Source organism: Pseudomonas sp. MF06569 (assembly GCF_059862735.1).
This window is the reverse complement of record NZ_JCBCUZ010000001.1, coordinates 91,887-118,614: the sequence shown is the minus strand read 5'-3', so window position 1 is coordinate 118,614 and position 26,728 is coordinate 91,887. Positions and strand designations below refer to the sequence as shown.

Here is a 26,728-nt window from a genome sequence, read left to right as displayed (position 1 = left end):
CTGATTATTGATGTTTGGAAAATTTGACGGAGCATAAGCCGGGCCATTCCCACGGGGCAAGAACAGCTGGACGGCCCTGTCTAGAGCCGGGGTTTTCAGGCAGACTTTGCGGCCTTTTCAAAATCGGTACGTTCTGGATGAGCTGCAACAGTCACAAGATCCGCTTTCTCAGGCAGCAAATCCCCTCGTTTGACTGCGTGCCGGGTTGCCATGACTGCTGCGGACCGGTGACCACCTCCTCCGAAGAAATGGCCCGCTTGCCGCGCAAGACTGCCGCCGAGCAGGAAGCCGCGATGGATGAGCTTGACTGCGTGCACCTGGGGCCCAATGGCTGCACGGTGTATGAAGAGCGACCATTGATCTGTCGCCTGTTCGGCACCACGCCCACACTGCCGTGCCCAAATGGCAGACGCCCGGTGGAAATGATTCATCCCAGCGCTGAGAAGCTGGTGCATGAATACATCGCCAGTACGCGCCAGGTGCTGGTTTAAGCCCGCAGGGTTCAATCGGCAATCGGCAGGTTCAGGCTCTCTTTCACTTCTTCCATCACGATATAGCTCTTGGACTCACGCACGTGGGGCAATTTGAGCAGGATGTCGCCCAGCAACTTGCGGTATGAAGCCATCTCGCTGATCCGCGCCTTGACCAGATAGTCGAAATCCCCCGACACCAGATGGCACTCCAGCACGTGAGGTAACTTCAGCACCGCGCGGCGAAACTCATCAAAGGTGTCGCCAGACTTGTAGTCCAGGCTGATCTCAACAAAAACCAGCAGGCTGCCCTGCAAGTGCTGCGGGTTGAGCCGGGCGTTATAGCCCATGATGATGCCTTCACGCTCCAGCCTTCGTACCCGTTCTGTGCAGGGCGTAGTGGACAGCCCGACCTTCTCTCCCAGCTCGGTAAACGAGATGCGGCCATCGACCTGAAGGATGCGCAAAATATTGCGGTCAATCTTGTCCAATTCACGTTTTGTTTGGTGATTTGTACGCATAGGAGATTCTCCTCCGTGAAAAGGGTTGTGCCCGAGAATTGTCGCCAAATATAGCTGCTTATACAGTGAATTCCACTACTCAATGCTTCATATACTGCGCTCATCTTCGCTCTGAACAATAAACGTCTGCGGCTGGCCGCGATGAGGGATATGAATATGCGAGTTATGGTATTGGGTGGCGGCGTTATTGGTACTGCCAGCGCCTATTATCTGGCCCGAGCCGGTTTCGATGTGGTCGTCGTTGACCGTCAGCCAGCCGTTGCAATGGAAACCAGCTTTGCCAACGCCGGCCAGGTTTCACCAGGCTACGCTTCCCCGTGGGCAGCGCCGGGTGTGCCGCTGAAGGCAATCAAATGGCTGCTGGAGCGCCACGCGCCCCTGGCAATCAAGGCCACTGCCAACATCGACCAATACCTGTGGATGGCGCAAATGCTGCGCAACTGCACCGCCAGCCGCTATGCCGTGAACAAGGAGCGCATGGTTCGCCTGTCCGAGTACAGCCGTGACTGCCTCGACGAGCTGCGCGCCGAAACTGGTATCGCCTACGAGGCTCGCAACCTGGGCACCACTCAGTTGTTCCGCACCCAGGCCCAACTGGATGGTGCGGCCAAGGACATCGCGGTTCTCAAGGAATCCGGTGTGCCGTTCGAACTGCTCGACCGCGCAGGCATCGCCCGGGTTGAACCCGCACTGGCCAACGTGACCGACATTCTGGCCGGCGCCCTGCGTCTGCCTAATGACCAGACCGGCGACTGTCAGATGTTTACCACCCGCCTGGCCGAAATGGCCAAGAACCTGGGTGTTGAATTCCGCTTCGGTCAAGACATCCAGCGTCTGGACTACGCAGGCGACCGCATCAATGGCGTAATGATCGACGGCAAGCTCGAAACCGCTGATCGCTACGTGCTGGCACTGGGCAGCTACTCGCCGCAGATGCTCAAGCCGCTGGGCATCAAGGCCCCGGTTTACCCGCTCAAGGGTTACTCGCTGACCATCCCGATCACCAATCCGGACATGGCCCCGACGTCGACTATTCTCGACGAGACCTACAAGGTCGCGATCACCCGTTTCGACAACCGTATCCGCGTTGGCGGCATGGCTGAAATCGCCGGCTTCGATCTGTCGCTGAACCCGCGCCGACGCGAAACCCTGGAGATGATCGTCAACGACCTTTATCCTCAGGGCGGTGACTTGAGCCAGGCCAGCTTCTGGACCGGCTTGCGTCCTACTACGCCGGACGGCACGCCGATTGTGGGTGCGACCCCGTTCAAAAACCTGTTCCTGAACACCGGTCATGGCACGCTCGGTTGGACCATGGCCTGCGGCTCCGGTCGCTTCCTTGCGGATGTGATGGCCAGAAAGACACCACAAATCAGCGCCGAAGGCCTTGATATTTCCCGCTACGGCAACCACCAGGAGACTGCAAAACATGGCAATCCAGCGCCAGCTCACCAATGAACGCATGAGCCAGATCGTTGCCCATAACGGTACTGTTTACCTGTCTGGTCAAGTCGGTGACGACATGAACGCCGGGATTGAGCAGCAAACCCGTGAAACACTGGCCAACATCGAGCACTTGCTGGACCTGGCGGGAACCGACAAAAGCCGCATCCTGTCGGTAACTATCTACCTCAAAGACATTGATGCCGACTTTACCGGCATGAACAGCGTCTGGGATCAGTGGCTGCCTAAAGGCGTTGCACCGGCCCGCGCTACCGTCGAAGCCAAGTTGTGCGAACCAGAAATCCTGGTCGAATTGTCTGTTGTGGCAGCACTGCCCTAGGTTTTTCGATCAAGTAACAGTCCCTCTTCCGGCGCGGCACGCGGTTAACGCCGCGGGTCAGCGCCGGTTTTTTTATTCAACAGCCGTTAGAAGCCCGCCGCCATGCGCCCAGCCCGTGCCCTGATCGACCTCCAAGCCCTGCGTCACAATTACCAACTGGCCCGTGAAGTCACGGGGGCCAAAGCCCTCGCTGTGATCAAGGCCGACGCCTACGGCCACGGAGCCGTGCGCTGCGCCCAGGCCCTTGAGGCTGAAGCCGACGGTTTTGCCGTCGCTTGTATTGAAGAAGCACTGGAACTGCGCGCCGCCGGTATTGGCGCGCCCATCCTGCTGCTCGAAGGTTTTTTTGAAGCCGATGAACTGCCACTGATCGTCGAACACGACTTTTGGTGCGTGGTGCATTCGCTGTGGCAGCTCGATGCCATCGAGCAGGCCAGACTCGCCAAACCGATCCACGTGTGGCTGAAACTGGACAGCGGCATGCACCGCGTCGGTCTGCACCCCAATGATTACAAGGCTGCATACCAGCGTCTGCAGGCCAGTGCCAATGTGGCGAAAATCGTGCTGATGAGCCACTTTGCCCGCGCCGATGAACTCGATTGCACCCGAAGCGTGGAGCAAGTCGCGGTGTTCCTGGGCGCTCGCGCCGACTTGACGGCAGAAATCAGCTTGCGTAACTCGCCGGCTGTACTCGGCTGGCCACGCGTGCCAAGCGACTGGGTACGCCCGGGCCTGATGCTGTATGGCACCTCGCCGTTTGACGAACCCCAGGCCACTGCATCACGCCTGCAGCCGGTGATGACACTGGAATCCAAGGTGATTAACGTCCGCGAACTGCCCGCCGGTGAGCCCGTGGGCTACGGCGCCAAATTCATTACCCCGAAGCCGATGCGCATTGGCGTGGTCGCCATGGGGTATGCCGACGGCTATCCGCGTCAGGCCCCCACCGGTACGCCCGTGTTGGTGGCCGGTGTACGCAGTCAATTGCTGGGCCGGGTGTCGATGGACATGCTGTGCATCGATCTCACCGATGTGCCGCCGGCAGGCCTGGGTTCGACAGTGGAGCTGTGGGGCAAAAACATCCTCGCCAGTGAAGTGGCAGCCAAGGCAGACACCATTCCTTACCAGATTTTCTGCAACCTGAAACGAGCGCCACGCCTCTATTCCGGGAGCTGATCGGTTGTATCCAAAGTGCGGGGGCTGATGGGCACCCAGGTTTGAAGTCGAAGTGTTGTAAATACTGAACGCTATCGCCATGATGGCGACTTCTCGACCTGAATCTGACCCCTAGGAGGCTCCCGCATTGGACGTCGGTGAACGACTGCAATCCATCCGCAAACTGAAAGGCCTGTCACAACGTGAACTCGCCAAGCGCGCGGGCGTCACCAACAGCACCATTTCGATGATCGAAAAGAACAGCGTGAGCCCGTCCATAAGCTCCCTGAGAAAAGTGCTGAGTGGCATCCCCATGTCCATGGTCGAGTTTTTTTCCGAAGAGATCCTTCAAGAAAACCCGACTCAGATTGTGTACAAAGCCAACGAGCTGATCGACATTTCCGATGGCGCCGTGACCATGAAACTGGTCGGCAAGGCACATCCAAGCCGTGCCATCGCCTTTCTCAACGAGATTTATCCACCGGGTGCCGATACCGGGGACGAAATGCTGACCCATGAAGGCGAAGAAACCGGGATTTTAGTGGAAGGTCGCCTAGAGTTAATCGTGGGGCTTGAAACCTTCGTGCTCGAAGCCGGTGACAGCTACTATTTCGAAAGCTCAAAGCCACACCGTTTCCGTAATCCGTTCGACGTTGCGGCGCGACTAATCAGCGCAGCCACCCCGGCGAACTTCTAAGAACAGAGGCGCCCTGCCTGCTTGCAGAGGCACCCGAAGATGCATTTCGCCAGCTCTATTCCCCCTTTGTCTTTAGGGTTGTTTCAGAGTGGCGGGCTAACCGTTATACTTTCGCCCGCCCGCGAAACCGTGGTTGTGGGCGTGACTAGCCACCATTGAGGGTGTACGCGTGAACCTAATTATGAAAATGCTGGCCGTACCAGCAACAGTAATGGCCCTTTGGGCAGTCAGCGCTCAGGCAACAACGAACGATGACATCGCAAAACGTCTTGAGCCAGTCGGTAAAGTCTGTTTTCAAGGGCAAGAATGCAAAGGCATGGAAGTGACTGCCTCTGTGGGCGGTGGCGGCGGCATGACCCCCGACGACATCATTGCCAAGCATTGCAGCGCATGCCACGGCACCGGCCTGTTGGGCGCACCGAAAATCGGTGACACCGCAGCCTGGAAAGAGCGCGCTGATCACCAGGGCGGCCTTGATGGCATCCTGGCCAAGGCCATCACCGGTATCAACGCCATGCCGCCTAAAGGCACCTGCATGACGTGCTCCGATGAAGACCTTAAAGGCGCCATCGAGAAGATGTCCGGTTTGAAGTAAACCGCACCTCTCTGAAAAAGCCGCTGATGGGCGGCTTTTTTGTGCCCGGGATTTGAGTCAGTCCGCCTCCCCTGATGTCTATCGCGTCTATATTCAAGGATTGATAAGGAGGAGGTCAGATGGTGCAGTCCTGTTCGATCGAGCGCGCAGTCGATGATGTCCTGGCGCGACTACCCATGCATATTCACCTGGGCCTGCCGCTGGGGCTGGGCAAGGCCAACCGGTTCGTCAACGCGCTGTATCAGCGGATCAAACTGTTACCCGAGCGCCGGCTCACGATCTACACCGCCCTGAGCCTTGGTCGCCCGCCGCTTGGGGATGGTTTGCAGCGGCTGTTTCTGGAGCCTTTTGTCGAGCGGGTATTTGGCAACTACATCGAGCTGGACTACCTGGCCGATCTGCATCGAAACAGCCTGCCCGGCAATATAGTCGTCGAGCAATTCTTCATGCAGCCGGGGAGTCTGCTCAACAGCCCCCCAGCCCAGCAGGATTATGTCAGCAGCAACTACAGCCACGCGGCACGAGATATCAATGCTGGCGGCCTGAACCTGGTGGCGCAGCTGGTTGCCCGCAACCCTCAGGACGCACGGCGCCTGAGCTTGAGCTGCAACCCCGACATCACCCTCGATTTATTGCCCATGATTGCCAAGCGGCGAGCCAAGGGCGAAACCATTTTGATGCTCGGCCAGGTCCACAGCGACCTGCCCTACATGCCCGGCGACTCGGAACTTGACGTTGATGATTTTGACCTCCTGATCGACGAAGATGAGCGCACTACGCTGTTTTCTACCCCCAATATGCCGGTCAGCCTGCAAGATCACCTTATCGGTTTACACGCCAGTACCCTGATACGGGATGGCGGCACCCTGCAGATTGGCATTGGCTCGATGGGCGACGCCCTGAGTGCCGCCTTGCTGGCGCGCCAGGGCAACAATGACGACTATCGCGCCCTGCTCAACGAGATCGACATCACGCCCTGGCACACGCTGATTGAACAGCAGGGCGGTATCGAGCCGTTCGCCCGGGGCTTGTATGGTTGCAGCGAAATGTTTGTCCACGGACTGATGGTGCTGGCCGATGCCGGGATTGTGCGGCGTAAGGTCTACCCCGATGCCGAACGGCAAGCACAGGCCAACGCAGGGACCCTGGACGAAAGCCTGCAAAGCGACGGCGTGAGCATCCACGGGGGCTTCATCCTTGGCCCGCGAGAGTTTTACCAGCGACTGCGAGACCTGCCCCACAGCAAGCTCAGCGAATTCAACATGACTGCCATCAGCTACATCAACGAGCTGTATGGCCAGGAAGACTTGAAGCGCCTGCAACGGCGCGATGCGAGGTTCGTAAACAGTGCCTTTACCGCCACCTTGCTCGGTGCCGCCGTGGCCGATCAACTGGAAGACGGCCGGGTGCTCAGCGGGGTCGGCGGGCAATACAACTTCGTCGCCCAGGGCCATGCGCTGCATGACGCACGCTCGGTCATCATGCTGCGCAGCTGGCGCGAATCGGGAGGCGAGGTGAGTTCCAATATCGTCTGGGAGTACGGCCACTGCACCATCCCGCGACACTTGCGCGACATCGTGGTCACCGAATACGGGATCGCCGATTTACGCGGCAAAACCGATCGCAACGTCATCGAAGCCCTGCTCAACATCACCGACTCGCGCTTCCAGACCGAGCTGATAGCGCAGGCGCAGCAAATCGGCAAACTGCCCAAGGACTTTTGCCTGGACCCACGGTTTGCCGATAACAGCCCGGAACGCTTGCAGGCCATTGCCGCCAGGCACTCGCACTTGTTCCCCGAGTACCCGCTGGGCAGTGATTTCAGCGCGCAGGAGCAAGACCTGCTGCGAGCGCTGAACTGGCTCAAGAGCAAATTCAAGCTCACGCAGATGTACCATCTGGGCAAAGCCACACTGGACGCGCCCTCGCCGCAGGCATATCCCGAACACCTGGAGCGTATGCACCTGGCCGAACCGGACGGACTGCGCGAGGAGCTTTATCAGCGCTTGCTGCTGGCAGGGCTGCAGGCAACGAGGCGCTAAACCCGACACTGCCCGTAGTCGCTGCCGAAGGCTGCGAGCTTTTGATTCTGGTCAGCCCCAATAAAAAGCTCGCAGCCTTCGGCAGCGACTACGGGGCTGAGCAAGCCCGGGTTGGGTGGTCGAGGTATTACTCGATAAAGGTCACTTTACCGCCAGCCAGGGATTGAACCCGGGCCAGGGACTCGACGCGATAGCCCTGTGCGTCCAGTTCGGCACGGCCGCCCTGAAACGACTTCTCGATCACGATGCCAAGACCGGCAACGGAGGCGCCCGCTTGCTTGATGATCGAAATCAGTGCCTGCGAGGCTTTGCCGTTGGCCAGGAAGTCGTCGATGACCAACACGCGGTCGCTGCTTTGCAGGTGACGCGGGGAGATCGCAACAGTGCTTTCTGTCTGCTTGGTGAACGAGTACACCGTGGCCGACAACAGGTTTTCAGTCAGGGTCAGGGACTGGTGCTTACGCGCAAAAATCACAGGCACACCCAAGTTCAAGCCAGTCATCACGGCAGGAGCAATACCCGACGCTTCAATGGTGACGATCTTGGTAATGCCCGAATCCTTGAACAAACGCGCGAATTCGTCGCCGATTTCTTTCATCAACTGAGGGTCGATCTGATGATTCAAGAAGGCGTCGACCTTCAAAACCTGATCGGAAAGCACGATGCCTTCTTCGCGAATTTTCTTGTGCAGTGCTTCCAACGTAACGTCCTCAAATAGCGCTTATGCGCTGAAGGTAGAGTAAAAAATAGTCAATTCTAGCGTTTTAGCATCGCGCGTATATCGGCCAATGCCGTATTTCCGCGAACCGCCTTCACTTCGGTGGGGGTATCGTCGTTGCCTTCCCAGGCCAGATCGTCCGGGGGCAACTCATCGAGGAAGCGACTCGGCGCACAATCGATGATCTCGCCGTATTGCTTGCGCTTGGCGGCGAAGGTAAACGCCAGCGTCTCACGGGCACGGGTAATACCCACGTAGGCCAGACGCCGTTCTTCTTCAATGGTGTCCGCTTCAATGCTGGAGCGGTGCGGCAGGATTTCTTCTTCCATGCCCATGATGAATACGTAAGGAAATTCCAGGCCCTTCGACGCGTGCAACGTCATCATCTGCACGCCTTCGGCACCGTCTTCCTCTTCCTGCTGGCGCTCAAGCATGTCGCGCAACACCAGCTTGCCAATGGCTTCCTCGATGGTCATGGCACCGTCTTCGTCTTTCTCGAGGGTGTTTTTCAACGCCTCGACCAGGAACCAGACGTTGGACATGCGGTAGTCCGCCACCTTTTCACTGGAGCTGTTGGTGCGCAGCCAGTTCTCGTAGTCGATGTCCATGATCATGCTGCGCAGTGCAGAGATCGGGTCTTCGCCTGAGCATTGTTGACGCACACGGTCCATAAAACGCTTGAAGCGTCCCAGGCGATCAGTAAAGCGGGCATCCAGATGCTCACCCAGGCCGATTTCATCGGTGGCGGCATACATCGAGATTTTGCGTTCGGTCGCGTAGTTACCCAGCTTTTCCAGCGTGGTCGAACCGATCTCGCGACGCGGGACGTTGATCACGCGCAGGAAGGCGTTGTCGTCATCCGGGTTCACAATCAGACGGAAATACGCCATCAGGTCTTTTACTTCCTGACGCCCGAAGAAGCTGTTACCACCCGACAGACGATAGGGAATCTGATGATGTTGCAGCTTCAACTCGATCAATTTGGCCTGATAGTTACCGCGGTACAGAATCGCAAAGTCGCTGTACGGCCGGTCGGTACGCAGGTGCAGAGTCAGAATCTCGACGGCTACGCGCTCGGCTTCGGCGTCTTCGTTGCGACAGCGAATCACCCGTACTTCGTCGCCGTGGCCCATCTCGCTCCACAGTTGCTTCTCGAACTCGTGCGGATTGTTGGCAATCAGGATGTTGGCGCAGCGCAGGATACGGCTGGTGGAGCGATAGTTTTGCTCCAGCATCACCACTTTCAAGGACGGGTAATCGTCCTTGAGCAACATCAGGTTTTCAGGACGGGCGCCGCGCCAGGCGTAGATCGACTGGTCGTCGTCACCGACCACGGTGAACTGATTGCGCTTGCCGATCAGGTATTTGACCAGCAGGTACTGGCTGGCGTTGGTGTCCTGATATTCATCCACCAACAGGTAACGAACCTTGTTCTGCCACTTCTCAAGAATGTCGGCGTGCTCTTCGAACAACTTCACCGGCAGCAGGATCAGGTCGTCAAAGTCCACTGCGTTGTAGGCCTTGAGCGTGCGCTGGTAGTGGGTGTAGACGATGGCTGCCGTCTGCTCCTTGGGGTTGCGCGCATTTTCCAGCGCCTGGGGCGGCAGGATCAGGTCGTTTTTCCACGAGCCGATCATGTTCTTGATTTCGTCGACCCCGTCGTCGCCCGAGTATTCCTTCTGCATGATGTCGGTCATCAGCGCTTTGACGTCAGCTTCGTCAAAGATCGAGAAACCCGGCTTGTAACCCAGCCGCGCATGCTCCTTGCGGATAATGTTCAGCCCCAGGTTGTGGAACGTGCACACCGTCAAGCCACGACCTTCACCCTTTTTAAGCAGGGTGCCGACACGCTCTTTCATCTCGCGAGCGGCTTTATTGGTAAACGTCATGGCGACGATGTACTGGGCACGGATGCCACAGTTCTGGATCAGGTGCGCGATTTTGCGGGTAATCACGCTGGTTTTGCCGGAGCCCGCGCCGGCGAGCACCAATAGAGGGCCGCCGACATAGCTCACGGCTTCTTGCTGCCGGGGATTGAGTCGGGACATGACGAGATCAGGGGTCGTGTGTAAAAAGGGCGGGCATTTTAACAGGCTGAGCAAATATTGCTGCCTCTGTGCGACGGTGTGACATGCCACATCATCTTAATTTGCCGCTTTTGTTACTTTCGCGCAGGATGCCATGAGTATTTGCAGCTACCGTAGGATTAATACAGCAAATACGTATTTGATAACCAGTGTCATTGCCATTGGTTGCTGGCACGTCATAATGCCCACCGCCCGAATTTTTGCAGAGTCTAGGGAGCTAGCTTGTCTACGCCTGTCGAACCCTTGCGTTTACTGCTATTGGCCGAAGAGCCATCATGGGCAACGTTATTACGTGAATGTCTGGCGCCTATGGGAAGTGCGGCCGTCATGATAGCCGCGCCGAGCTGGGAATCTGTCAGCCATCTGTTCGAGAACGATCGCAATGCGCTGCTCCTGACCACGGCGGACCTGCAGCCTTCAGCGGGCCGCTGCCGCTTGCCCACGGTTTTGCTGCTCGACACCGAACCTGCAACGTCACCCCACGGTGTCAGCGACTGGCTGGTCAGCACCAGCCTGACTCCCGATGTCCTGCGCCGTTGCCTGCGCCATGTACGCGAACGCGGCTTGCTCGAACACACGCTGCAACGTCTGGCCGAAGAAGACCCGCTGACCGGCATCGCCAACCGTCAGGGCTTCCAGACCCTGCTGGCAGTGCGCCTGGCCGAAAGTGACGGTCGCGGCATCGCCCTCGGCCATCTGGACCTGGACAACTTTCGCCACGCCAACGATGCACTGGGCCATCAGGCTGGCGATCGCCTGATCCTGCAAGTGGTGGCGCGCCTCAAAAGCCAGCTCGAAGCCGGCGACCAGTTGGCGAGGCTGGGAAGCGACGAGTTCGCGCTCTTGATCAATACCCATCGTGCGCCCGAGCGTGCCGAGTGGATGGCCGAGCGGATCACCGAGGTGATGGCTGAGCCCTACTGGGTCGACGGCGAAAGTCTGCTGATTGGCTGCAGCCTGGGCATCGCCCATGCGCGGGCCAACGCCGGGGCCGACCCGCTGATGTGGCACGCGCATATCGCCATGCAGCAGGCCAAAAGCACCCAGGGCTGCACCTTCCACGTCTTCAACGAACGCATCAATCGCAATGCCCGCAGCCTGGCCGACCTCGAAAGCGAGCTGCGCCGCGCCCTGCGCCGCGATGAACTGGAACTGCATTACCAGCCGCGTCTGGATCTGGGCACGGGGCAGATCGTCGGGCTGGAGGCGTTGGTGCGCTGGCGCCACACCGAGCGTGGCCTGCTGGCGCCCAGTGAGTTTGTGCCTCTTGCAGAGCAGAGCGGGCTGATTGTACCGCTGGGTTACTGGGTCATCTCCCGGGCTCTTCGCGATATGCAGTCGCTGCGTGAACGCGGGCTGGAGCCGTTGCACATGGCGGTCAACCTGTCGTTTCGCCAGTTTCAGGACAGCCAGCTGCTCTCGACCCTCAGCCGCTTGATCATCGAGCGCGGTGTTGAAGCGCAATGGCTGGAGTTCGAGCTGACAGAAACAGCCGTGATGCGTCGCAGTGACCTGGTCAAGCAGACGATGGATGCACTGGGCCGACTCGGCGTGCGTTTTTCGCTGGATGATTTTGGTACGGGGTTCTCATCGTTTGTGCACCTCAACAGCCTGCCGATTGCGCTGCTCAAGATCGACAAAAGCTTTGTTGGCGGCATGGAAGGCCGCGAAGAGAACCGCAAGCTGGTCCACGCCATGATCAACCTGGCCCATAACCTGAAGCTGGAAGTAGTCGCCGAAGGCGTCGAAACCCCTGAACAACTTGCCCTTTTGCGCGACTTTGGCTGCGATCAGGTACAGGGTTACTTCATCAGCAAACCGCTGCCGCTGGCGGATCTGGTGGAATACTTGACGTTTGGGGCTCAGCAGCAGGTGCCGCAGGCGATCTAGCCCACAACATAACCTGTGAAACGGTGGGATCTATCTGTGGGAGCGGGCTTGCTCACGATGGCCTCACCCAGGCTTAACTGACAGACCGCGGGTCCTGCAGCGCGAGCAAGCCCGCGCCCACAAAAGCCTGACCCTCTCCCAAGCGGTTATGCCGCACTCAAGCCCGCCACTTTCGCCGCCTTGCGCTCCTGCTTGATCATGCGCCGCATCTTCCATTCGAACGCCAGCGTCAGGCTGATCGAGGCACAGGCCAGGCCCAGTGCCAGGCCCCACCACACGCCGGTCGGGCCCCACTCGAAAGTAAACGCCAGCATCCAGGCCATCGGCGCACCAATCACCCAATAGCAAAACAGCCCCACCAGAAACGTTGTCTTGGCATCCTTGAGCCCGCGAATGGCACCCATCGCGATGGTCTGTGCTCCATCAAACAGCTCAAACCAGGCAGCCACCGCCAACAAGCTCACCGCCAACTCGAATACCGGGCGGAACGCCGGATCGTTGTAATCCAGGAACAAACCGATGAGTTGGGTCGGCAAGAACCAGAACACCACAGAGAAGCCCAGCATGATCACCGCACCGCAGCCGATCCCGACCCGGCCCGCCAGGCGCGCCCGCAGCAAGTCTCCGCCCCCATAGTGCTGACCAATACGCATGGTGATTGCGTACGACATGCCCGCCGGCACCATAAACGCCACCGATACGATTTGCAGCGCAATCTGGTGCGCAGCCAGTTGCGTGCTGCCCATGGTGCCCATGCACAGCGCCGCGAACGCAAACAGCCCGACCTCCACCGCGTACGTACCGCCAATCGGCAGGCCGAGGCGCCACAGCTCACGCAAATAAGTCAGATTGATCCGCGACAGGCCTTTGCTGATCGGATACGCGTCGTAGGCCGGATGACGGTGGATATGCCAGGCCAGGCCCAGCGCCATGAAGGTCGCCACAATCGCCGTGACCAGGCCGATGCCCATCAAGCCCAGCTTAGGCAGGCCGAACATGCCGGTAATCAGTGCGTAATTGAGCAGGAAGTTAGCCACGGTGCCGATCAGGCTGATTACCATCACTGGCGTGGCCCGGCCCATTGCACTGGTAAAACCGCGCAGGGCCATAAACGTCATGTAGCCGGGCAAAGCGAACGGCAACAGCATCAGGAACTGGCCAGCGGCCTCAACGTTGGTGGGCGTCTGGCCGAACAACAGCAACAGCGGCTTGATATTCCACAGCATCACCGCGCCCCCCAGCGCCAGCCCCCAGGCCAGCCACAGACCCGCCTGTGTGAGACGGGTCGCGCCTTCAATGTCACCCGCGCCCTGGCGAATCGACACCAGCGTACCCACGGCAGCAATGACACCAATGCAAAAAATCGACACGAACGAGTAGCTGGCCGCACCCAGACTCCCGCCAGCCAGAGCCTCTGGACTCAGGCGCGCCATCATCAGCGTATCGGTCAGCACCATCAGCATGTGAGCCAACTGAGAGGCGATCAGCGGCCCTGCCAGCCGCATGATTGCCCAGAGTTCGATACGTGCAGGATGCTGTTTGGTCATCAGTCAGATTTCTATAGGTGCGTTGAAAGGCCTGATTCTCGGCGCGTTGAGTGTTTTAAGCAAAGGGATAAAAACGATCCGTAGCATGACTAAAACTCATGTGTAAGCTTATAGTTCTCACCACCGACTGTGACACGATAGGAACAATCTCAATGTCTCGTAGCCTTCCTCCTCTTTATGCCTTGCGCGCCTTTGAAGCGGCAGCTCGCCATAGCTCGTTTACCCGAGCGGGAGAAGAGCTGTCGATCACCCAAAGCGCCGTCAGCCGACATATCAAGACCCTGGAAGCGCACTTCGCCTGCCGGTTGTTCCAGCGCAATGGCCGCAGCCTGCAACTCACCGAAGCTGCCCGCTTGCTGCTGCCGGGTGTGCGCGAAGGCTTTGCCGCCCTGGAACGTGCCTGCACCACTTTGCGCGCCGAAGATGACACCTTGCGCATGAAAGCCCCCTCGACCCTGACCATGCGTTGGCTACTGGCCCGCCTGAGCCGATTTCGCCACCTGCAGGCCGGTAACGAGGTGCAACTGACCAGCGCCTGGATGGACATCGACAATGTGGACTTCAATCAGGAGCCATTCGACTGCGCCGTGCTGCTGAGCAATGGACACTTTCCGCCTGACTGGGAGGCCACGCTGTTGTTTCCCGAGATGCTGATCCCGGTCGGCGCGCCCACCGTGCAGGACGACACGCCTTGGGACGTCACGCGCCTGGCCGCCACCGAACTGCTGCACCCCACTCCCGATCGCCGTGACTGGCGCCGCTGGCTCGACTGCATGGGCCTGAGCGGGCAGGTTTCACTCAAGGGCGGGCAGGTTTTTGACACCCTGGAGCTGGGCATGATCGCTGCCGCCCGGGGGTATGGCATCTCCATGGGCGACTTGCTGATGGTTGCCGAAGACGTTGCTCAGGGTCGCCTTAGCCTGCCATTCCCGGCCGCCGTGGCCAGCGGCGAAAATTACTATCTGGTCTGGCCAAAAACCCGCCCTGGTGGTGAGCGCCTGCGCCGTCTGAGCGACTTTCTGCAACATGAAGTCGCCGCGATGGAGCTGCCAGAGGTGGAACGAATGAAGTAGCCGGGCCCATCACCCTGTTACCGGCCGATACTGCAACGCCTGCGCCAGGTGCCTGCGCTCAATGCCTTGCAGCTGCTCCAGATCGGCCAAGGTCCTTGCCACCTTCAATATCCGGTGTGCCGCCCGCAGCGACAACGTCATCCGCTCGCAGGCGGTCTCCAGCCAGGCGTTGTCCACCTCACTCAGCCGGCACTGTGTACGCACTCCCGGCAGATCGAGAAAAGCATTGGCACACCCCTGACGCTGTAACTGGCGCTCACGTGCTGCTGCCACCAATGCCGCCGAGATGGCCGTGGTATCGCCAGAGGCAAGGGGCGGGTTGAGCGACGTGATCTCGCGCGCCACGGTCAGATGCAAATCAATGCGGTCGAGCAACGGTCCGGAAAGTTTGTTGCGATACCGCTGGATCTGCTCCGGGGTACAGCGGCAGCGGCCTGTGGGCTCACCAAGATATCCACAGGGGCAGGGGTTCATGGCCGCGACCAGTTGGAAGCGCGCCGGAAAGCGCATTCGATCCCGGGCGCGGGCAATCACGATAAAGCCTGACTCCATTGGCTCCCTGAGGACTTCCAGCACCTTGCGATCAAACTCGGGAAGCTCATCAAGAAACAACACGCCGTGATGCGCCAGCGTGATCTCGCCGGGCTGTGGCTTTGAGCCGCCCCCCACCAGTGCAGGGCCGGAGGCCGAGTGGTGAGGCTGACGAAACGGGCGCTGTGGCCAGCAGTTCAGCGGCACATGGCTGACCACCGACTGAATGGCCGCAACCTCAAGCGCCTCTTGTTCGTTGAGCGGCGGCAACAACCCGGGCAGGCGGCTGGCCAACAAGGTCTTGCCGGTACCGGGCGGGCCGCAAAACAACAGATTGTGGCTGCCTGCGGCGGCAATCAATAACGCCCGCTTTGCCGAGAGCTGCCCCTGGACATCGATCAGATCAGGATAAGGTTTGCTCAACTGCAATAAACCGCTGGCGACATAAGGCTCAATCACCTCACGCGCTGCGAAATGTGCCACCACCTGCAACAAGTGTTCGACCGCGATCACTTCAAGCCCGGATGCAAGGCAGGCCTCTTCAGCATTGGCCAGCGGCACCACCAGGGCCCGTCCCGCAGCACGGGCCGCCAACGCCGCTGGCAAAACGCCCTGGACAGACCTGATTGCACCCGACAACGCCAATTCGCCCAGGCACTCCACGTGCTCCAACGCTGCCGCCGGTATTTGCCCGCTGGCCGCCAGGATTCCCAGGGCAATGGCCACATCAAAACGCCCGCCGTCCTTGGGCAGATCGGCGGGCGCCAGATTAAGAGTGATGCGCCTGGCCGGGAAATCCAGCCCGCAATTGAGGATCGCGCTGCGCACCCGGTCTTTGCTTTCCTTGACGGCGGCTTCAGGCAAGCCGACCAGTGTTAACGCGGGTAATCCATTGGCCAGATGCGCCTCGACCATGACGGCAGGCGCCTCGACACCCACCTGGGCGCGGCTGTAAACGATAGCCAGAGCCATGACTCATTCCTTGAGTTCGCAAAAAACTCATCCTGCGCGAATCAGGAGCCGAGGGCAGGGGTGTAATGGATACGGGATGTGAATGTGCATGCAAACACGACCGGCGAGCTGCCAAAGTGCGGTTGCATAAAACGCACAACCCTCTAAAGTTAACGAATAACGTTATCCATTAACCATGATAATAAACTTCAAGTGCTGCAGAACTGAACGTCTGTTCCGAAGTGGCAAGACCCGCGCATGGTCAGACATTATCAATGTGGTAGAACGCAAACTAACGTTGCTAGATGCTGCATCCGTGCTGGCCGATTTACTGTCGCCTCCTGGCAATCGGCTCGAAGCGTTGGGCGGCAACCGCAAAGGCCAACACAGCATTCGCATCAACGCACAATGGCGAATCTGCTTCATTTGGGGCGCGAATGGCCCTGAAGCGGTAGAAATCGTTGATTATCACTGAGGTCATCATGATCAAGAACGGCATGCGCCCGGTTCATCCGGGTGAAATCCTTAAAGAGGAATACCTGGAGCCACTGAGCCTCTCGGCCGCTGCGCTGGCCAGAGCGCTCAAGGTGTCCACACCGACGGTGAACGATATCGTGCTGCAGCGCCGTGGTGTCAGTGCCGATATGGCCTTGCGGCTGGCGATTTGCCTTGAGACGACGCCTGAGTTCTGGCTAAACCTGCAAACCACTTACGATCTGCGCAAAGCACAAATCGAACGGGGTGCAGCGATTCGCGAGCAGGTTGAACCCATTCATCACTGCGCCTGATTCACGCCCCCAGCGCCTTGGTGCCCAGATCTTCAGCAAAGCGCAACAGGTAGCCATCGGGGTCGAGCACCAAAAAATTGTGCTCGCCGAACAACACGTCGTTACTGCGGTACCAGCGTTCTTCCAGGGGTTTTCGCAAGCTGTGACCTGCAGCTTCAAGGCGCTGGATCAGCCCCTGGGCATCCGGGCATTTGATCGACAGGTTCATGCCGCGACCAAACGGCGGCTCCAGCGGCCCGACACGCCAGGAAGACTCTTCAAGGTCATCCTGTTCCAGCATCAACTGGCTGCCATGAAACGACAAAAACGCAAAAAGATGCTCGGGGCGCTGGTACTCGATCTTGAATCCGAGCACTTCACAGTAAAAGCCCAGGCTGCGCGAGAGGTCCGAGACGATCATCTCGGGTACCAGCGGGTTCATCACCAACATACTAAAACATCCTTGTTTCAATGATCGACGCACCGCCTTCGAGCGTTATTGCGTCGGCGGCAACAGCCTGGCTTCCAGTTCGGCCACTTTGGCCTCCAGGCTCTCAAGACGAGCACGGGTACGGGCCAGAACCACCATTTGGCTGTCGAACTCTTCGCGGCTCACCAGATCCAGCTTGCTGAAACCACTTTGCAGCAAGGCTTTGAACTGGCTTTCGATTTCGTTGCGCGGCAGCGCGGTTTCGCCACTGAACAAACGGGAGGCGTGGCCACCAAGGGCGTCGAGAAAATCTTTGGGCGCGAGCATGGATAAAGTCCTTAAAACTGATGGCGGCGAGTGTATCACGGGGGGTTGGCGCTCACTGCCGACGGCTTTCTGCACGTTTTTCGCGCACCTTCCCTGCAGGCTGCGCACCATCATCGAGCACAAACATCCCGACAAATCAGGCCAAAAGCCATCAACTTCTTCTAAACCGCTGTAATTGTTGATTTTTCCAGACATGGCAAGGTTTCTGCTTAGGCGTATATGACTCATGCACTGATGCAGTAGCTGTGACGAAGGCAGTGCGGCAGGTGGTTCAGGGAGTGTTTTCGTCACCAGCGATTTACACACGTTGTACAGCCTGAAGAAGGCTGACGATGCGTTACAAAGCCAGACACTGCGCTTAGACTTGAGCCGGGTTTGTTTTCCTGGGGCAAGTCCACCAATTCGGGAGAAGTTTCATGAAGCTAGTCACCGCCATTATCAAGCCGTTCAAGTTGGATGACGTGCGCGAATCGCTGTCTGAGATCGGCGTACAAGGCATTACTGTTACTGAGGTCAAAGGCTTCGGCCGGCAGAAGGGTCACACCGAGCTGTATCGCGGCGCGGAATACGTGGTCGATTTTCTGCCAAAAGTGAAGATTGATGTCGCCATTGACGACAAGGATCTTGATCGGGTTATCGAGGCGATAACCAAGGCTGCCAACACCGGCAAGATTGGTGACGGCAAGATTTTCGTGGTCAATCTGGAACAGGCTATTCGCATCCGTACCGGCGAAACCGATACCGACGCTATCTAAGCCGCCAAACCCCAACGCCCCAGGAGAAAACACTATGACTCTGCGTAAAATCGCAGGGCTCGGAGCCCTGCTGTCTGTCGTAATGCCTGGCCTGGCCATGGCGGCAGACGAAGTGGCTGCTCCAGTCCTCAACTCGGGCGATACCGCCTGGATGCTGACTGCTACCGCTTTGGTGCTGTTCATGACCATTCCCGGCCTGGCGCTGTTCTACGGCGGCATGGTGCGCTCCAAAAACATTCTTTCCGTGATGATGCAATGCTTCGCCATTACCGGTCTGATCAGCATTCTGTGGGTCATTTATGGCTACAGCATCACGTTCGACACCACGGGCATGGAGCAGGGCGTCACCAATTTCAATTCGTTCATCGGCGGGTTCGGCAAAGCCTTCCTGGCGGGTGTAACGCCTGAAAGCCTGACCTCACCTACCGCGCTGTTCCCGGAAGCCGTGTTCATTACCTTCCAGATGACCTTCGCCATCATCACCCCGGCGCTGATCGTCGGTGCCTTTGCCGAGCGCATGAAGTTCTCGGCCATGCTGATTTTCATGGGCGTGTGGTTCACCCTGGTCTATGCGCCGATCGCGCACATGGTATGGAGCGGCAACGGCGGCCTGATGTGGGACTGGGGCGTCCTCGATTTCGCAGGCGGCACAGTGGTGCATATCAACGCCGGTATCGCAGGTCTTGTCGCGTGCATCGTGCTTGGCAAGCGTAAAGGCTACCCGTCCACCCCAATGGCTCCGCACAACCTGGGTTACACCCTGATGGGCGCTGCCATGCTGTGGATCGGCTGGTTCGGCTTTAACGCCGGCTCCGCAGCGGCCGCCAACGGCACTGCCGGCATGGCGATGCTGGTCACTCAGATCGCAACCGCTGCCGCGGCACTGGGCTGGATGTTTGCCGAGTGGATTACCCACGGCAAGCCAAGCGCACTGGGTATTGCTTCGGGCGTAGTCGCAGGCCTGGTGGCAATCACCCCGGCCGCTGGCACCGTAGGCCCAATGGGCTCGGTCGTGATCGGTCTGGCATCTGGCGTGATCTGCTTCTTCTGCGCCACCAGCCTCAAGCGCAAACTGGGCTACGACGACTCACTGGATGCGTTCGGCGTACACGGCATCGGCGGCATCGTCGGCGCCATCCTGACTGGCGTGTTTGCCGCCCCTGTACTGGGTGGCTTCGGCACCGTGACCGACATCCCGGCCCAAGTCTGGATCCAGTTCAAGGGCGTCGCCTTCACCGTGGTCTACACCGCGATTGTGACGTTCATCATTCTCAAAGTGCTGGATGCCGTGATGGGTCTGCGAGTGACTGAAGAGGAAGAGGCTGTGGGCCTCGATCTGGCTCAGCACAACGAGCGTGGCTACAACCTGTAAATATCCCTATAAAAAACCCGGCGTGCCGGGTTTTTTTTTGCTCATAAAAAGACGATATTCTCGGCAATGGAATGATTTGCCCTACAGGTTAAAGGGTTCACCAAGTTCTACGCTTGTGAATGCCACCCGTACTTGCGACACAACTCGACTATTAGCTGCTTTGCTTTTTTATTCAGCACGCTAGAATGCGCGCCCAAGGGCAGGAAACAATGCTCGAGTACGACGAAGGCGAGGATGATCTCCCGACGCTTTCAAGGCCCGTGATCCGTGCTGCCGGGGTATCTGGCACTGGGCGCCTGGCAAGGTGTTTATTCAGACGCGCGCCGTGATGATAGCGGTGTGCGTCAAACCCTCTTCACCTTACAACGATGAAGAGGTGTAAGCCGCGGTTTGCCCAAGGCTACTTTTTCACCAGCGGTGGTCGACAGTTGCCACAACTGGTCTATAACTAATCTGCTTTACGTATGTCATGGGGTAGAACATGAGCGACGACGATCTGGAAAATGATGACCTCGAAGTAGGCGAAGACGACGATACCGAAGAGGGCCTGGAAACGGCCGCCGAGGACGTTGCAGACGACGATGGTGGCGACGATGTGCCGGCCCCTGCGGCCAAAGGCAAATCCAAGGCTGCCGTGTCAGTTGACGACCTGCCCAGTGTAGAAGCCAAGAACAAAGAGCGTGATGCTCTGGCTCGCGCCATGGAAGAATTTCTGTCCAAAGGCGGCAAAGTGCAGGAAGTTGAGGCTAACGTGGTGGCTGACCCACCCAAGAAGCCTGACAACAAGTACGGCAGCCGTCCTATCTAAGGGCCAGCTGTTTGCTTGAAGAAAAAACCCGCCGTCGCTGCGGGTTTTTTTGTGGGTGACGGAAAGAAGACTGACATGACCCTGTGGGAGCGGGCTTGCTCGCGATGTTAGCGACGCGGTTTGACAGGCAAAACGCGTTGTCTGCATCGCGAGCAAGCCCGCTCCCACACTTACAAGTGCTTCAACACCGCCGGCAACTCACTCAAGCAGCCAATTTCCGCATCCGGGGCCTTCTCGCCGTCCCAGTGCTTGCCGCCAGGGTTGAACCACACCGCTCGCAGGCCCGCCCGTTGGGCACCGGCGATGTCGTCCCCCGGATGGTCGCCCACGTGTACCGCTGCACCCGCTACCACACCACCGCGCAACAACGCTTCGTGGAACAGTCGCGCATCCGGCTTGGCGATGCCGATATCTTCAGCACACAACACAAATTTGAAGTGGTGCCCCAAACCGATTCGCCGCACATCGGCGTTGCCATTGGTGACCACACCCAAGCTGTAATCACGGGCCAGTGCAATCAGGGTCGGCTCAGCCTGCGGGAACACGTCCAATGCGTGACGCGCCTCAATAAAGACTTCAAAGGCGTCATCAGCCAAGGCTGCTGCGTTCACGTAACCTGCTTCGTTCAACGCATGAAACAGGATCCGCCGACGCAGCGCGCTGATCCGGTGCTTGAGCTGGGGCTCCTCACTTAACACCCGTTCGCGAATCGCCTGGAAATGCCCGACCTCGACGACGCCCAGTTTTGGTGCGTTATTGCCAAGCCACTGACGCAAAACGGCTTCGGCGCTGACAATCACCGGGGCGGTATCCCACAGGGTGTCGTCGAGGTCGAAGGTAATCAGCTCAATCGTCATTCACTGTCCTTACTGCGTTTGGCCCGTGGATGGGCGCTGTCGTAGACCGATGCCAGATGCTGGAAATCCAGATGAGTATAGATTTGCGTGGTTTTGATGTCCGCATGCCCGAGCAACTCTTGCACGGCACGCAAATCCTGGGAGGACTCCAGCAAGTGGCTGGCAAATGAATGGCGCAGCATATGGGGGTGCAGATTCTGCCCCAGCTCGCGCTCACCGGCTGCCTTGACCCGCACTTGAATGGCCCGCGGCCCAAGGCGTGTACCGCGCTGGCTGACGAACACGGCGCCATCCCCGGGGTTGGCCAGTGCCCGCAAGGGTAACCAGGCCTGTAGCGCCTCTCGGGCCTTTTGACCGACGGGCAAAACCCGGGTCTTGCTGCCCTTGCCGAGCACCTCGACCAGCCCATCGGCCAAATCCAGCTGATCCAGGTCAAGCCCGGTCAACTCCGACAAACGCAGCCCCGACGAATAGAACAACTCCAGAATGGCCTGGTCCCGCAGCGCCAGAAAGTCGTCCTCGACACCCCCCTCCAGCAATTGCAGGGCACGATCGGTATCCAGGGTCTTGGGCAGGCGGCGCTCGCCTTTGGGCGGCGCCAGACCGTTTGCCGGATCGTGGTCGCACAAGCCTTCGCGGTTGAGATAGTGATAAAGCCCGCGCACCGCCGACAACAGACGGGCAATGCTGCGCGAGGATTGACCTTGCTGATGCAGACGCGAAACCAGTTGGCGCATGCGCTGGATATCCAGTGCCGTCCAGCTGACGATTGACTCCTTGGCGCAAAACGCCAGCACCTTGTTCAGGTCGCGGCGGTAGGCCTCCAGCGTATGGGGCGACACCTGGCGCTCACTGCGCAGGTGAATGCAGTAAGCGTCCAGTTGCCGTTCCATCTAACGTACCGAGCGCAAAGCGTTGGTAAAGCGCGGCAGAACCCTGCCCAGCACCTCGGCGATATAACCGAGGAACAGCGTGCCCACCGAGCTTTTGTAGTGCTGCGGATCGCGACTGGCAATCGCCAGTACACCGTGCAACCCCAGATGATTGAGCGCGACTACGGCCGTCGAGCCGATCTGCTTGCGCTGTTCTTCGCCAAACAGGAAGTCCAGCTCATGCTCACGCAGGCTGCCGCTGACCGTCTTGCCTTCCGTCAACAAGCCACCCAGTGCACGTTGCGCATCGGCGCTGCTGACCCAGCGTCCGACCGGCATCGGGTTGTCACCGAACAGTACCAGGCTGACAAAAGGCACCTGGAAGTCCTGACGCAAGCTGTCTTCGACGGCAATCACCAGCTCATCGAGACTGGTGGCGTCCATCAGGGCGAGGTTAAGACGACGGGTTTTTTCAAAGAGGCGGTCGTTGTCGCGGGCCACGTCCATCAACTGCGACAAGCGATGACGCATCTCGATGTTACGACCACGCAGCAACTCCAGTTGACGCTCCACCAGCGAAATCGTATCGCCACGCTGGTGAGGAATACGCAGCGACAGCAGCAGCTCTTCGCGCTGGCCGAAAAAATCCGGATGTTCCTGCAGGTACGCCGCAACCGTTGCTGCTTGCGAGTTATCCACAGGTACTTCGAGTGCTGCAGGCTGCGTTTTGTCGGTCATCAGTTGCGCTCGCTCATAAACGGACTTGTCCTTCGTAAACTCGCATCGCCGGGCCGGTCATGATCACTGAATGGCCGGGACCCGCCCATTCGAGAGACAAACGGCCACCCGGCAAATCGAGGATCAGCGGTGAGTCCATCCAGCCCTGGCTGATCGCAGCCACAGCGGCGGCACACGCCCCGGTACCGCACGCCTGGGTTTCCCCGGCGCCGCGTTCCCAGACCCGTAGCTGTCCGCGCTGGCGATCAATCACGTGAAGAAAACCGACATTGACCCGCGCCGGAAAGCGCGGGTGATGTTCAATTTTTGGCCCCAGCTCATGCACCGGCGCGGCGTTGATATCGTCGACACGCAGCACCGCATGGGGATTGCCCATCGACACGGCCGCCAGCTCAACGGTCTGGCCGTCGACATCCAGTTCGTAGCTCAGCGCCTGAGCGTCGGCAACAAACGGGATCTCGGCCGGAATCAGGCGCGGAGGGCCCATATCGACACTGATTTGCCCATCACTGCGCACGTTCAGTTCGATGATGCCGCCTTTGGTTTCGACCTTGAACTGACGTTTGGTGGTCAAGCGCTTGTCGAGCACGAAACGCGCAAAACAGCGCGCCCCGTTGCCGCATTGCTCAACTTCCGAACCGTCGGAGTTGAAGATCCGGTAACGGAAATCAACTTCCGGGTTGCTCGGTGCCTCAACCAGCAGCAGTTGATCAAAACCGACGCCCGTGTGCCGATCACCCCATTGCTTGGCGTGCTTGGGCAGGATATGCGCGTGCTGGCTGACCAGGTCGAGAACCATGAAATCATTGCCCAGGCCGTGCATTTTGGTAAAACGCAGCAACATGGGTTTACTCCGCCAGCAGGCTTTCGCCAGCAAACAACTCGGCTACGGTCTCGCGACGACGTACTTCAAACGCCTGATCGCCATCCACCAGAACTTCGGCGGCGCGGCCACGGGTGTTGTAGTTCGAGCTCATGACAAAACCATAAGCACCGGCCGAATGCACCGCCAGCAGATCGCCTTCAGCCAGTGCCAGTTGGCGGTCCTTGGCCAGGAAGTCGCCGGTTTCGCAGATCGGGCCGACGATGTCGTAGTTGCGAGCCTCGGTGTCACGCGGGCGAACCGCGGTCACGTCCATCCAGGCCTGGTACAACGCCGGACGAATCAGGTCGTTCATCGCCGCATCGACGATGGCAAAGTCTTTGTGCTCGGTGTGCTTGAGGTACTCGACCTGAGTCAGCAGCACGCCCGCGTTGGCCACGATAAAGCGGCCCGGCTCGAACACCAGCGCCAGATCGCGCCCTTCGATGCGCTCGCGCACGGCCTTGATGTAATCGCCAGCCAGAGGCGGCTCTTCATCGCGATAGCGCACGCCCAGGCCGCCACCCAAGTCGATGTGACGCAGGTAAATGCCGCAATCGCCCAAGCGATCGATCAGGGCCAACAAACGGTCCAGGGCATCGATAAAGGGTTCGAGGGTGGTCAGTTGCGAGCCGATATGGCAATCGACGCCGACCACTTCCAGGTTAGGCAACTGCGCGGCGCGGATGTAGACATCCTCGGCGTCAGCGATGGCGATACCGAACTTGTTTTCCTTGAGGCCGGTGGAGATGTACGGGTGCGTACCCGCATCAACATCCGGGTTCACGCGCAGGGAAATCGGCGCACGAACACCCATTTCGGCGGCCACAACCTGCAGGCGCTCAAGCTCGTCAGTGGACTCGACGTTGAAACAGTGCACGCCCACTTCCAGGGCGCGACGCATGTCGTCACGGGTCTTGCCTACACCCGAAAACACGATCTTGTCGGCCGAACCGCCTGCAGCCAGCACACGTTCCAGCTCGCCACGGGAAACGATGTCAAAACCGGCACCCAAACGCGCCAGGACATTGAGTACACCCAGGTTGGAGTTGGCCTTGACGGCGAAGCACACCAGGTGCGGCGTGCCGTCCAGAGCATCGGCGTAAGCGTTGTATTGCGCTTCGATGTGCGCCCGGGAGTAAACGTAAGTCGGCGTGCCAAAACGCTCGGCAATGGCCGTCAGCGCAACACCTTCGGCGAACAGCTCGCCGTCCCGGTAATTAAAAGCGTCCATGGTGTTCCCTTATTGGTGCTTGTGCGATTGCGATTGCGACGACTTCGCTTGGTCTTCAGGGGATTTGCTGTCATCGGGCAGATACAGCGGTCCTTTTTGACCACAGGCAGAAACAAGGCAGGCGACCGCGACGAGCGCAGCAAGAGAAGAGATCAGGCGCTTCATGGCGAAATCCTTTGAAAAGCATTAATTGCGCCCGAGTATACCGAGCACCCACCAGCTTGCCTATGCAGCAGAGCGGCCGAGCGTAACGCCCTGTCTGGATGATCAGTGGTGGTTGGCACAAGGCTGTCATGGGGTTTGCAATCGGCCTGGAGCGCCCGTATCTTGCGAGCTCCGAGCATGACTAGATATTACGAGGTTCCACCATGAGTTTGACTGAAGCCCGTTTTCACGATCTGGTCGATGCCACCCAGGAAAATCTGGAAGACATCTTCGACGACTGTGATCTGGATGTAGATGTGGAGAATTCCGCGGGAATCCTGACGATCAAATTCGAGAATGGCAAAGCCCTGATCTTCAGCCGTCAGGCACCCGTGCTACAGCTCTGGCTGGCTGCTCCCAACGGCGGTTTCCACTTCGACTACGATGAAAAGCGCAGCTCGTGGAAGTGCGACAAATCCGACGAACTGCTCAGCGAAATGGTTCAACGCCTGACACTGGAACACGCTGGCGCCGAGCTGGAATTTGAAGAGATCTGATAGTGACCGCTCCTGCTAAACCTGCAAAACCGCTCTACAGCAACGTCAGTCCGGCAGTGCCGTCCCCCTGCATCAGCACCTGCCGGCTGGATGAACACAAAGTCTGCCTGGGCTGTTTTCGCCACGTCGAAGATATTCGCGAATGGCGTTCGGCAGACGACCAGCGGCGTCGGGTCATTTGTGAACAGGCTCAACTGCGGCAAATGCTCCCGTAGCAGCTGCCGCAGGCTGCGTCCGATTGCGCAGCAATCGTAAAAACTGAGTCCTTTGCTTAACTGACACGTCGCGCAACCTGACTTTACGACGACTGCGTCGCCGATCGCAGCCTGCGGCAGCTGCTACGAATAATCGCCGGTTGCAATCAGTTCAGGGGCAAACAGCAAAACCCCACCCGGCTTGTGTATTTATTTTGCTGTGGTAGTGTCCGGGTACGCCTCGCACTAACGAGGTTCGTCAAAACCCCGCCATTTTCCGGCGGGGTTTTGCTTTTTCGTGCAGAAAAAAGGAGTCTGCCAGGTCATGAGCACCCCAACCCCACTCATCCTCACTCGCCTGGACGTACAGCGTCTGGAGCAACTCATCGACAGCTTGCCAGAAACGACTCCTGGCATTGAGGCATTGCAAGCCGAACTCGATCGCGCCGAAACCATCGTCGGCCACGAAGAGGTGCCTGCTGGTGTTGTGACCATGAATTCGCGTGTGCACTGCCGCGAAGAAAGCAGTGGCAAGGACTACCGCCTGACATTGGTGTACCCGAAAGACGCCAACGCCGACGAAGGCAAGGTTTCGATTCTGGCCCCTGTCGGCAGCGCACTGCTGGGTTTGCAGGTCGGTCAACACATCAACTGGCCAGCTCCAGGCGGCAAAACCCTGAAACTGGAACTGCTTGAAGTTGAATACCAGCCAAAAGCCGCAAGTGACTTCAACGCTTAAGTTCGATTGATG

At 58.8% G+C, this 26,728-nt stretch carries 30 protein-coding genes; 17 read left to right on the top strand and 13 right to left on the bottom strand.

All coding sequences use genetic code 11. The features are described 5' to 3' along the window. Nucleotides 1-137 precede the first annotated feature (137 nt). Nucleotides 138-491, top strand: a complete 354-nt coding sequence (locus AC19YQ_RS00610; RefSeq protein ID WP_133075050.1) for a YkgJ family cysteine cluster protein — start codon at nucleotides 138-140, stop codon at nucleotides 489-491. An 11-nt stretch (nucleotides 492-502) separates the two neighbouring features. Here AC19YQ_RS00610 and AC19YQ_RS00605 read toward each other — a convergent pair whose 3' ends face one another. Continuing rightward, nucleotides 503-991, bottom strand: a complete 489-nt coding sequence (locus AC19YQ_RS00605; protein ID WP_016782681.1) for an Lrp/AsnC ligand binding domain-containing protein — start codon at nucleotides 989-991, stop codon at nucleotides 503-505. A 156-nt stretch (nucleotides 992-1,147) separates the two neighbouring features. On the opposite strand from AC19YQ_RS00605, the gene dadA reads away from it, so the two are divergent. The 6 genes from dadA to AC19YQ_RS00575 all read left to right on the top strand — a co-directional run bounded on the left by dadA (nucleotide 1,148) and on the right by AC19YQ_RS00575 (nucleotide 7,263). Beyond that, the gene (gene dadA, locus AC19YQ_RS00600; RefSeq protein ID WP_133075049.1) at nucleotides 1,148-2,449 is read left to right on the top strand and encodes a D-amino acid dehydrogenase; all 1,302 of its coding nucleotides are present in this window, start codon (nucleotides 1,148-1,150) and stop codon (nucleotides 2,447-2,449) included. Continuing rightward, nucleotides 2,421-2,774: a RidA family protein gene (locus AC19YQ_RS00595; protein ID WP_326398749.1), complete on the top strand. Its 354-nt coding sequence runs from the start codon at nucleotides 2,421-2,423 to the stop codon at nucleotides 2,772-2,774. The genes dadA and AC19YQ_RS00595 overlap by 29 nt, the downstream gene beginning before the upstream one ends. Nucleotides 2,775-2,876: 102 nt before the next feature. Beyond that, a complete protein-coding gene (gene alr, locus AC19YQ_RS00590; RefSeq protein ID WP_500594364.1) occupies nucleotides 2,877-3,950 on the top strand; it encodes an alanine racemase in 1,074 nt (357 codons plus the stop codon). A gap of 127 nt (nucleotides 3,951-4,077) precedes the next feature. After that, nucleotides 4,078-4,626, top strand: coding sequence for a cupin domain-containing protein (locus tag AC19YQ_RS00585; RefSeq protein WP_019828220.1), 549 nt, complete (start codon nucleotides 4,078-4,080; stop codon nucleotides 4,624-4,626). A gap of 181 nt (nucleotides 4,627-4,807) precedes the next feature. Continuing rightward, nucleotides 4,808-5,221 carry a c-type cytochrome gene (locus AC19YQ_RS00580; RefSeq protein ID WP_500594495.1) on the top strand — a complete coding sequence of 138 codons (414 nt, stop codon included), beginning with the start codon at nucleotides 4,808-4,810 and terminating at the stop codon, nucleotides 5,219-5,221. A 119-nt stretch (nucleotides 5,222-5,340) separates the two neighbouring features. Next, nucleotides 5,341-7,263, top strand: coding sequence for an acetyl-CoA hydrolase/transferase C-terminal domain-containing protein (locus tag AC19YQ_RS00575; protein WP_500594363.1), 1,923 nt, complete (start codon nucleotides 5,341-5,343; stop codon nucleotides 7,261-7,263). Between the two features lie 127 nt (nucleotides 7,264-7,390). Here the strand turns inward: AC19YQ_RS00575 and AC19YQ_RS00570 are convergent, their stop codons facing one another. Then, nucleotides 7,391-7,963 carry a xanthine phosphoribosyltransferase gene (locus AC19YQ_RS00570; protein WP_326398755.1) on the bottom strand — a complete coding sequence of 191 codons (573 nt, stop codon included), beginning with the start codon at nucleotides 7,961-7,963 and terminating at the stop codon, nucleotides 7,391-7,393. A 56-nt stretch (nucleotides 7,964-8,019) separates the two neighbouring features. After that, on the bottom strand, nucleotides 8,020-10,029 hold the full coding sequence (gene rep, locus AC19YQ_RS00565) for a DNA helicase Rep (RefSeq protein WP_500594362.1): 2,010 nt from the start codon (nucleotides 10,027-10,029) through the stop codon (nucleotides 8,020-8,022). A gap of 261 nt (nucleotides 10,030-10,290) precedes the next feature. On the opposite strand from rep, the gene AC19YQ_RS00560 reads away from it, so the two are divergent. Beyond that, nucleotides 10,291-11,958, top strand: a complete 1,668-nt coding sequence (locus AC19YQ_RS00560) for a putative bifunctional diguanylate cyclase/phosphodiesterase (protein WP_326398758.1) — start codon at nucleotides 10,291-10,293, stop codon at nucleotides 11,956-11,958. Nucleotides 11,959-12,104: 146 nt separating this feature from the next. Here the strand turns inward: AC19YQ_RS00560 and AC19YQ_RS00555 are convergent, their stop codons facing one another. Next, nucleotides 12,105-13,505, bottom strand: coding sequence for a NorM family multidrug efflux MATE transporter (locus AC19YQ_RS00555; protein ID WP_326427669.1), 1,401 nt, complete (start codon nucleotides 13,503-13,505; stop codon nucleotides 12,105-12,107). Between the two features lie 152 nt (nucleotides 13,506-13,657). Between AC19YQ_RS00555 and AC19YQ_RS00550 the strand changes: the two genes are divergently transcribed. Beyond that, nucleotides 13,658-14,578, top strand: coding sequence for a LysR substrate-binding domain-containing protein (locus AC19YQ_RS00550; RefSeq protein WP_133075041.1), 921 nt, complete (start codon nucleotides 13,658-13,660; stop codon nucleotides 14,576-14,578). Nucleotides 14,579-14,587: 9 nt separating this feature from the next. Here the strand turns inward: AC19YQ_RS00550 and AC19YQ_RS00545 are convergent, their stop codons facing one another. Continuing rightward, entirely contained in the window at nucleotides 14,588-16,081 is a 1,494-nt protein-coding gene (locus tag AC19YQ_RS00545; protein ID WP_500594361.1) for a YifB family Mg chelatase-like AAA ATPase, read from the bottom strand. A gap of 175 nt (nucleotides 16,082-16,256) precedes the next feature. Here AC19YQ_RS00545 and AC19YQ_RS00540 point away from each other — a divergent pair, with 175 nt between their 5' ends. Then, on the top strand, nucleotides 16,257-16,535 hold the full coding sequence (locus AC19YQ_RS00540) for a type II toxin-antitoxin system RelE/ParE family toxin (RefSeq protein ID WP_339475063.1): 279 nt from the start codon (nucleotides 16,257-16,259) through the stop codon (nucleotides 16,533-16,535). 7 nt (nucleotides 16,536-16,542) lie between these two features. Beyond that, a complete protein-coding gene (locus AC19YQ_RS00535; protein WP_048352553.1) occupies nucleotides 16,543-16,848 on the top strand; it encodes a HigA family addiction module antitoxin in 306 nt (101 codons plus the stop codon). A 1-nt stretch (nucleotide 16,849) separates the two neighbouring features. On the opposite strand, the gene AC19YQ_RS00530 is transcribed toward AC19YQ_RS00535, so the two are convergent. Both AC19YQ_RS00530 and AC19YQ_RS00525 read right to left on the bottom strand, forming a co-directional pair. Continuing rightward, complete coding sequence (locus AC19YQ_RS00530; protein WP_339475061.1) at nucleotides 16,850-17,278, bottom strand: bleomycin resistance protein; 429 nt, start codon at nucleotides 17,276-17,278, stop codon at nucleotides 16,850-16,852. Between the two features lie 45 nt (nucleotides 17,279-17,323). Beyond that, nucleotides 17,324-17,584: an accessory factor UbiK family protein gene (locus AC19YQ_RS00525; protein ID WP_326398816.1), complete on the bottom strand. Its 261-nt coding sequence runs from the start codon at nucleotides 17,582-17,584 to the stop codon at nucleotides 17,324-17,326. Between the two features lie 416 nt (nucleotides 17,585-18,000). Between AC19YQ_RS00525 and glnK the strand changes: the two genes are divergently transcribed. The 3 genes from glnK to sutA all read left to right on the top strand — a co-directional run bounded on the left by glnK (nucleotide 18,001) and on the right by sutA (nucleotide 20,519). Beyond that, a complete protein-coding gene (gene glnK / locus AC19YQ_RS00520) occupies nucleotides 18,001-18,339 on the top strand; it encodes a P-II family nitrogen regulator (protein ID WP_002555808.1) in 339 nt (112 codons plus the stop codon). A 34-nt stretch (nucleotides 18,340-18,373) separates the two neighbouring features. Next, nucleotides 18,374-19,711, top strand: a complete 1,338-nt coding sequence (locus AC19YQ_RS00515) for an ammonium transporter (protein WP_133075036.1) — start codon at nucleotides 18,374-18,376, stop codon at nucleotides 19,709-19,711. Between the two features lie 481 nt (nucleotides 19,712-20,192). Continuing rightward, nucleotides 20,193-20,519, top strand: coding sequence for a dormancy-specific transcriptional regulator SutA (gene sutA / locus AC19YQ_RS00510; RefSeq protein WP_095027614.1), 327 nt, complete (start codon nucleotides 20,193-20,195; stop codon nucleotides 20,517-20,519). Nucleotides 20,520-20,689: 170 nt separating this feature from the next. Here sutA and AC19YQ_RS00505 read toward each other — a convergent pair whose 3' ends face one another. Genes AC19YQ_RS00505 through lptM form a run of 6 tightly spaced genes read right to left on the bottom strand, consistent with a single transcriptional unit; the run spans nucleotide 20,690 to nucleotide 25,247 of the window. Further along, the gene (locus AC19YQ_RS00505) at nucleotides 20,690-21,376 is read right to left on the bottom strand and encodes an HAD family hydrolase (RefSeq protein ID WP_133075035.1); all 687 of its coding nucleotides are present in this window, start codon (nucleotides 21,374-21,376) and stop codon (nucleotides 20,690-20,692) included. After that, the gene (gene xerC, locus AC19YQ_RS00500; RefSeq protein WP_133075034.1) at nucleotides 21,373-22,269 is read right to left on the bottom strand and encodes a tyrosine recombinase XerC; all 897 of its coding nucleotides are present in this window, start codon (nucleotides 22,267-22,269) and stop codon (nucleotides 21,373-21,375) included. The genes AC19YQ_RS00505 and xerC overlap by 4 nt, the downstream gene beginning before the upstream one ends. Continuing rightward, nucleotides 22,270-22,986, bottom strand: coding sequence for a DUF484 family protein (locus AC19YQ_RS00495; protein WP_339475058.1), 717 nt, complete (start codon nucleotides 22,984-22,986; stop codon nucleotides 22,270-22,272). Between the two features lie 13 nt (nucleotides 22,987-22,999). Next, nucleotides 23,000-23,830: a diaminopimelate epimerase gene (dapF, locus tag AC19YQ_RS00490; RefSeq protein ID WP_133075032.1), complete on the bottom strand. Its 831-nt coding sequence runs from the start codon at nucleotides 23,828-23,830 to the stop codon at nucleotides 23,000-23,002. Between the two features lie 4 nt (nucleotides 23,831-23,834). Beyond that, nucleotides 23,835-25,082 carry a diaminopimelate decarboxylase gene (gene lysA / locus AC19YQ_RS00485; RefSeq protein WP_339475056.1) on the bottom strand — a complete coding sequence of 416 codons (1,248 nt, stop codon included), beginning with the start codon at nucleotides 25,080-25,082 and terminating at the stop codon, nucleotides 23,835-23,837. Between the two features lie 9 nt (nucleotides 25,083-25,091). Continuing rightward, complete coding sequence (lptM, locus tag AC19YQ_RS00480) at nucleotides 25,092-25,247, bottom strand: LPS translocon maturation chaperone LptM (protein WP_133075030.1); 156 nt, start codon at nucleotides 25,245-25,247, stop codon at nucleotides 25,092-25,094. Nucleotides 25,248-25,450: 203 nt separating this feature from the next. On the opposite strand from lptM, the gene cyaY reads away from it, so the two are divergent. The 3 genes from cyaY (at nucleotide 25,451) to rnk (ending at nucleotide 26,716) form a co-directional block, all read left to right on the top strand. Then, nucleotides 25,451-25,783: an iron donor protein CyaY gene (gene cyaY / locus AC19YQ_RS00475; protein ID WP_339475054.1), complete on the top strand. Its 333-nt coding sequence runs from the start codon at nucleotides 25,451-25,453 to the stop codon at nucleotides 25,781-25,783. Between the two features lie 2 nt (nucleotides 25,784-25,785). After that, nucleotides 25,786-25,998 (top strand): DUF1289 domain-containing protein, encoded by a 213-nt coding sequence (locus AC19YQ_RS00470; RefSeq protein WP_445261378.1) that lies wholly within the window; start codon nucleotides 25,786-25,788, stop codon nucleotides 25,996-25,998. A 304-nt stretch (nucleotides 25,999-26,302) separates the two neighbouring features. Next, entirely contained in the window at nucleotides 26,303-26,716 is a 414-nt protein-coding gene (rnk, locus tag AC19YQ_RS00465) for a nucleoside diphosphate kinase regulator (protein WP_133075027.1), read from the top strand. Nucleotides 26,717-26,728: the final 12 nt, after the last annotated feature.

Excerpts from the sequence above, each read along its gene's own strand:
- AC19YQ_RS00610 (WP_133075050.1), top strand. The coding sequence starts at position 138 with ATGAGCTGCAACAGTCACAAGATCCGCTTTCTCAGGCAGCAAATCCCC.
- AC19YQ_RS00605 (WP_016782681.1), bottom strand. The coding sequence starts at position 991 with ATGCGTACAAATCACCAAACAAAACGTGAATTGGACAAGATTGACCGC.
- dadA (WP_133075049.1), top strand. The coding sequence starts at position 1,148 with ATGCGAGTTATGGTATTGGGTGGCGGCGTTATTGGTACTGCCAGCGCC.
- AC19YQ_RS00595 (WP_326398749.1), top strand. The coding sequence starts at position 2,421 with ATGGCAATCCAGCGCCAGCTCACCAATGAACGCATGAGCCAGATCGTT.
- alr (WP_500594364.1), top strand. The coding sequence starts at position 2,877 with ATGCGCCCAGCCCGTGCCCTGATCGACCTCCAAGCCCTGCGTCACAAT.
- AC19YQ_RS00580 (WP_500594495.1), top strand. The coding sequence starts at position 4,808 with ATGAAAATGCTGGCCGTACCAGCAACAGTAATGGCCCTTTGGGCAGTC.
- AC19YQ_RS00575 (WP_500594363.1), top strand. The coding sequence starts at position 5,341 with ATGGTGCAGTCCTGTTCGATCGAGCGCGCAGTCGATGATGTCCTGGCG.
- rep (WP_500594362.1), bottom strand. The coding sequence starts at position 10,029 with ATGTCCCGACTCAATCCCCGGCAGCAAGAAGCCGTGAGCTATGTCGGC.
- AC19YQ_RS00555 (WP_326427669.1), bottom strand. The coding sequence starts at position 13,505 with ATGACCAAACAGCATCCTGCACGTATCGAACTCTGGGCAATCATGCGG.
- AC19YQ_RS00550 (WP_133075041.1), top strand. The coding sequence starts at position 13,658 with ATGTCTCGTAGCCTTCCTCCTCTTTATGCCTTGCGCGCCTTTGAAGCG.
- AC19YQ_RS00545 (WP_500594361.1), bottom strand. The coding sequence starts at position 16,081 with ATGGCTCTGGCTATCGTTTACAGCCGCGCCCAGGTGGGTGTCGAGGCG.
- AC19YQ_RS00540 (WP_339475063.1), top strand. The coding sequence starts at position 16,257 with ATGATAATAAACTTCAAGTGCTGCAGAACTGAACGTCTGTTCCGAAGT.
- AC19YQ_RS00535 (WP_048352553.1), top strand. The coding sequence starts at position 16,543 with ATGATCAAGAACGGCATGCGCCCGGTTCATCCGGGTGAAATCCTTAAA.
- AC19YQ_RS00530 (WP_339475061.1), bottom strand. The coding sequence starts at position 17,278 with ATGTTGGTGATGAACCCGCTGGTACCCGAGATGATCGTCTCGGACCTC.
- AC19YQ_RS00525 (WP_326398816.1), bottom strand. The coding sequence starts at position 17,584 with ATGCTCGCGCCCAAAGATTTTCTCGACGCCCTTGGTGGCCACGCCTCC.
- glnK (WP_002555808.1), top strand. The coding sequence starts at position 18,001 with ATGAAGCTAGTCACCGCCATTATCAAGCCGTTCAAGTTGGATGACGTG.
- AC19YQ_RS00515 (WP_133075036.1), top strand. The coding sequence starts at position 18,374 with ATGACTCTGCGTAAAATCGCAGGGCTCGGAGCCCTGCTGTCTGTCGTA.
- sutA (WP_095027614.1), top strand. The coding sequence starts at position 20,193 with ATGAGCGACGACGATCTGGAAAATGATGACCTCGAAGTAGGCGAAGAC.
- AC19YQ_RS00505 (WP_133075035.1), bottom strand. The coding sequence starts at position 21,376 with ATGACGATTGAGCTGATTACCTTCGACCTCGACGACACCCTGTGGGAT.
- xerC (WP_133075034.1), bottom strand. The coding sequence starts at position 22,269 with ATGGAACGGCAACTGGACGCTTACTGCATTCACCTGCGCAGTGAGCGC.
- AC19YQ_RS00495 (WP_339475058.1), bottom strand. The coding sequence starts at position 22,986 with ATGACCGACAAAACGCAGCCTGCAGCACTCGAAGTACCTGTGGATAAC.
- dapF (WP_133075032.1), bottom strand. The coding sequence starts at position 23,830 with ATGTTGCTGCGTTTTACCAAAATGCACGGCCTGGGCAATGATTTCATG.
- lysA (WP_339475056.1), bottom strand. The coding sequence starts at position 25,082 with ATGGACGCTTTTAATTACCGGGACGGCGAGCTGTTCGCCGAAGGTGTT.
- lptM (WP_133075030.1), bottom strand. The coding sequence starts at position 25,247 with ATGAAGCGCCTGATCTCTTCTCTTGCTGCGCTCGTCGCGGTCGCCTGC.
- cyaY (WP_339475054.1), top strand. The coding sequence starts at position 25,451 with ATGAGTTTGACTGAAGCCCGTTTTCACGATCTGGTCGATGCCACCCAG.
- rnk (WP_133075027.1), top strand. The coding sequence starts at position 26,303 with ATGAGCACCCCAACCCCACTCATCCTCACTCGCCTGGACGTACAGCGT.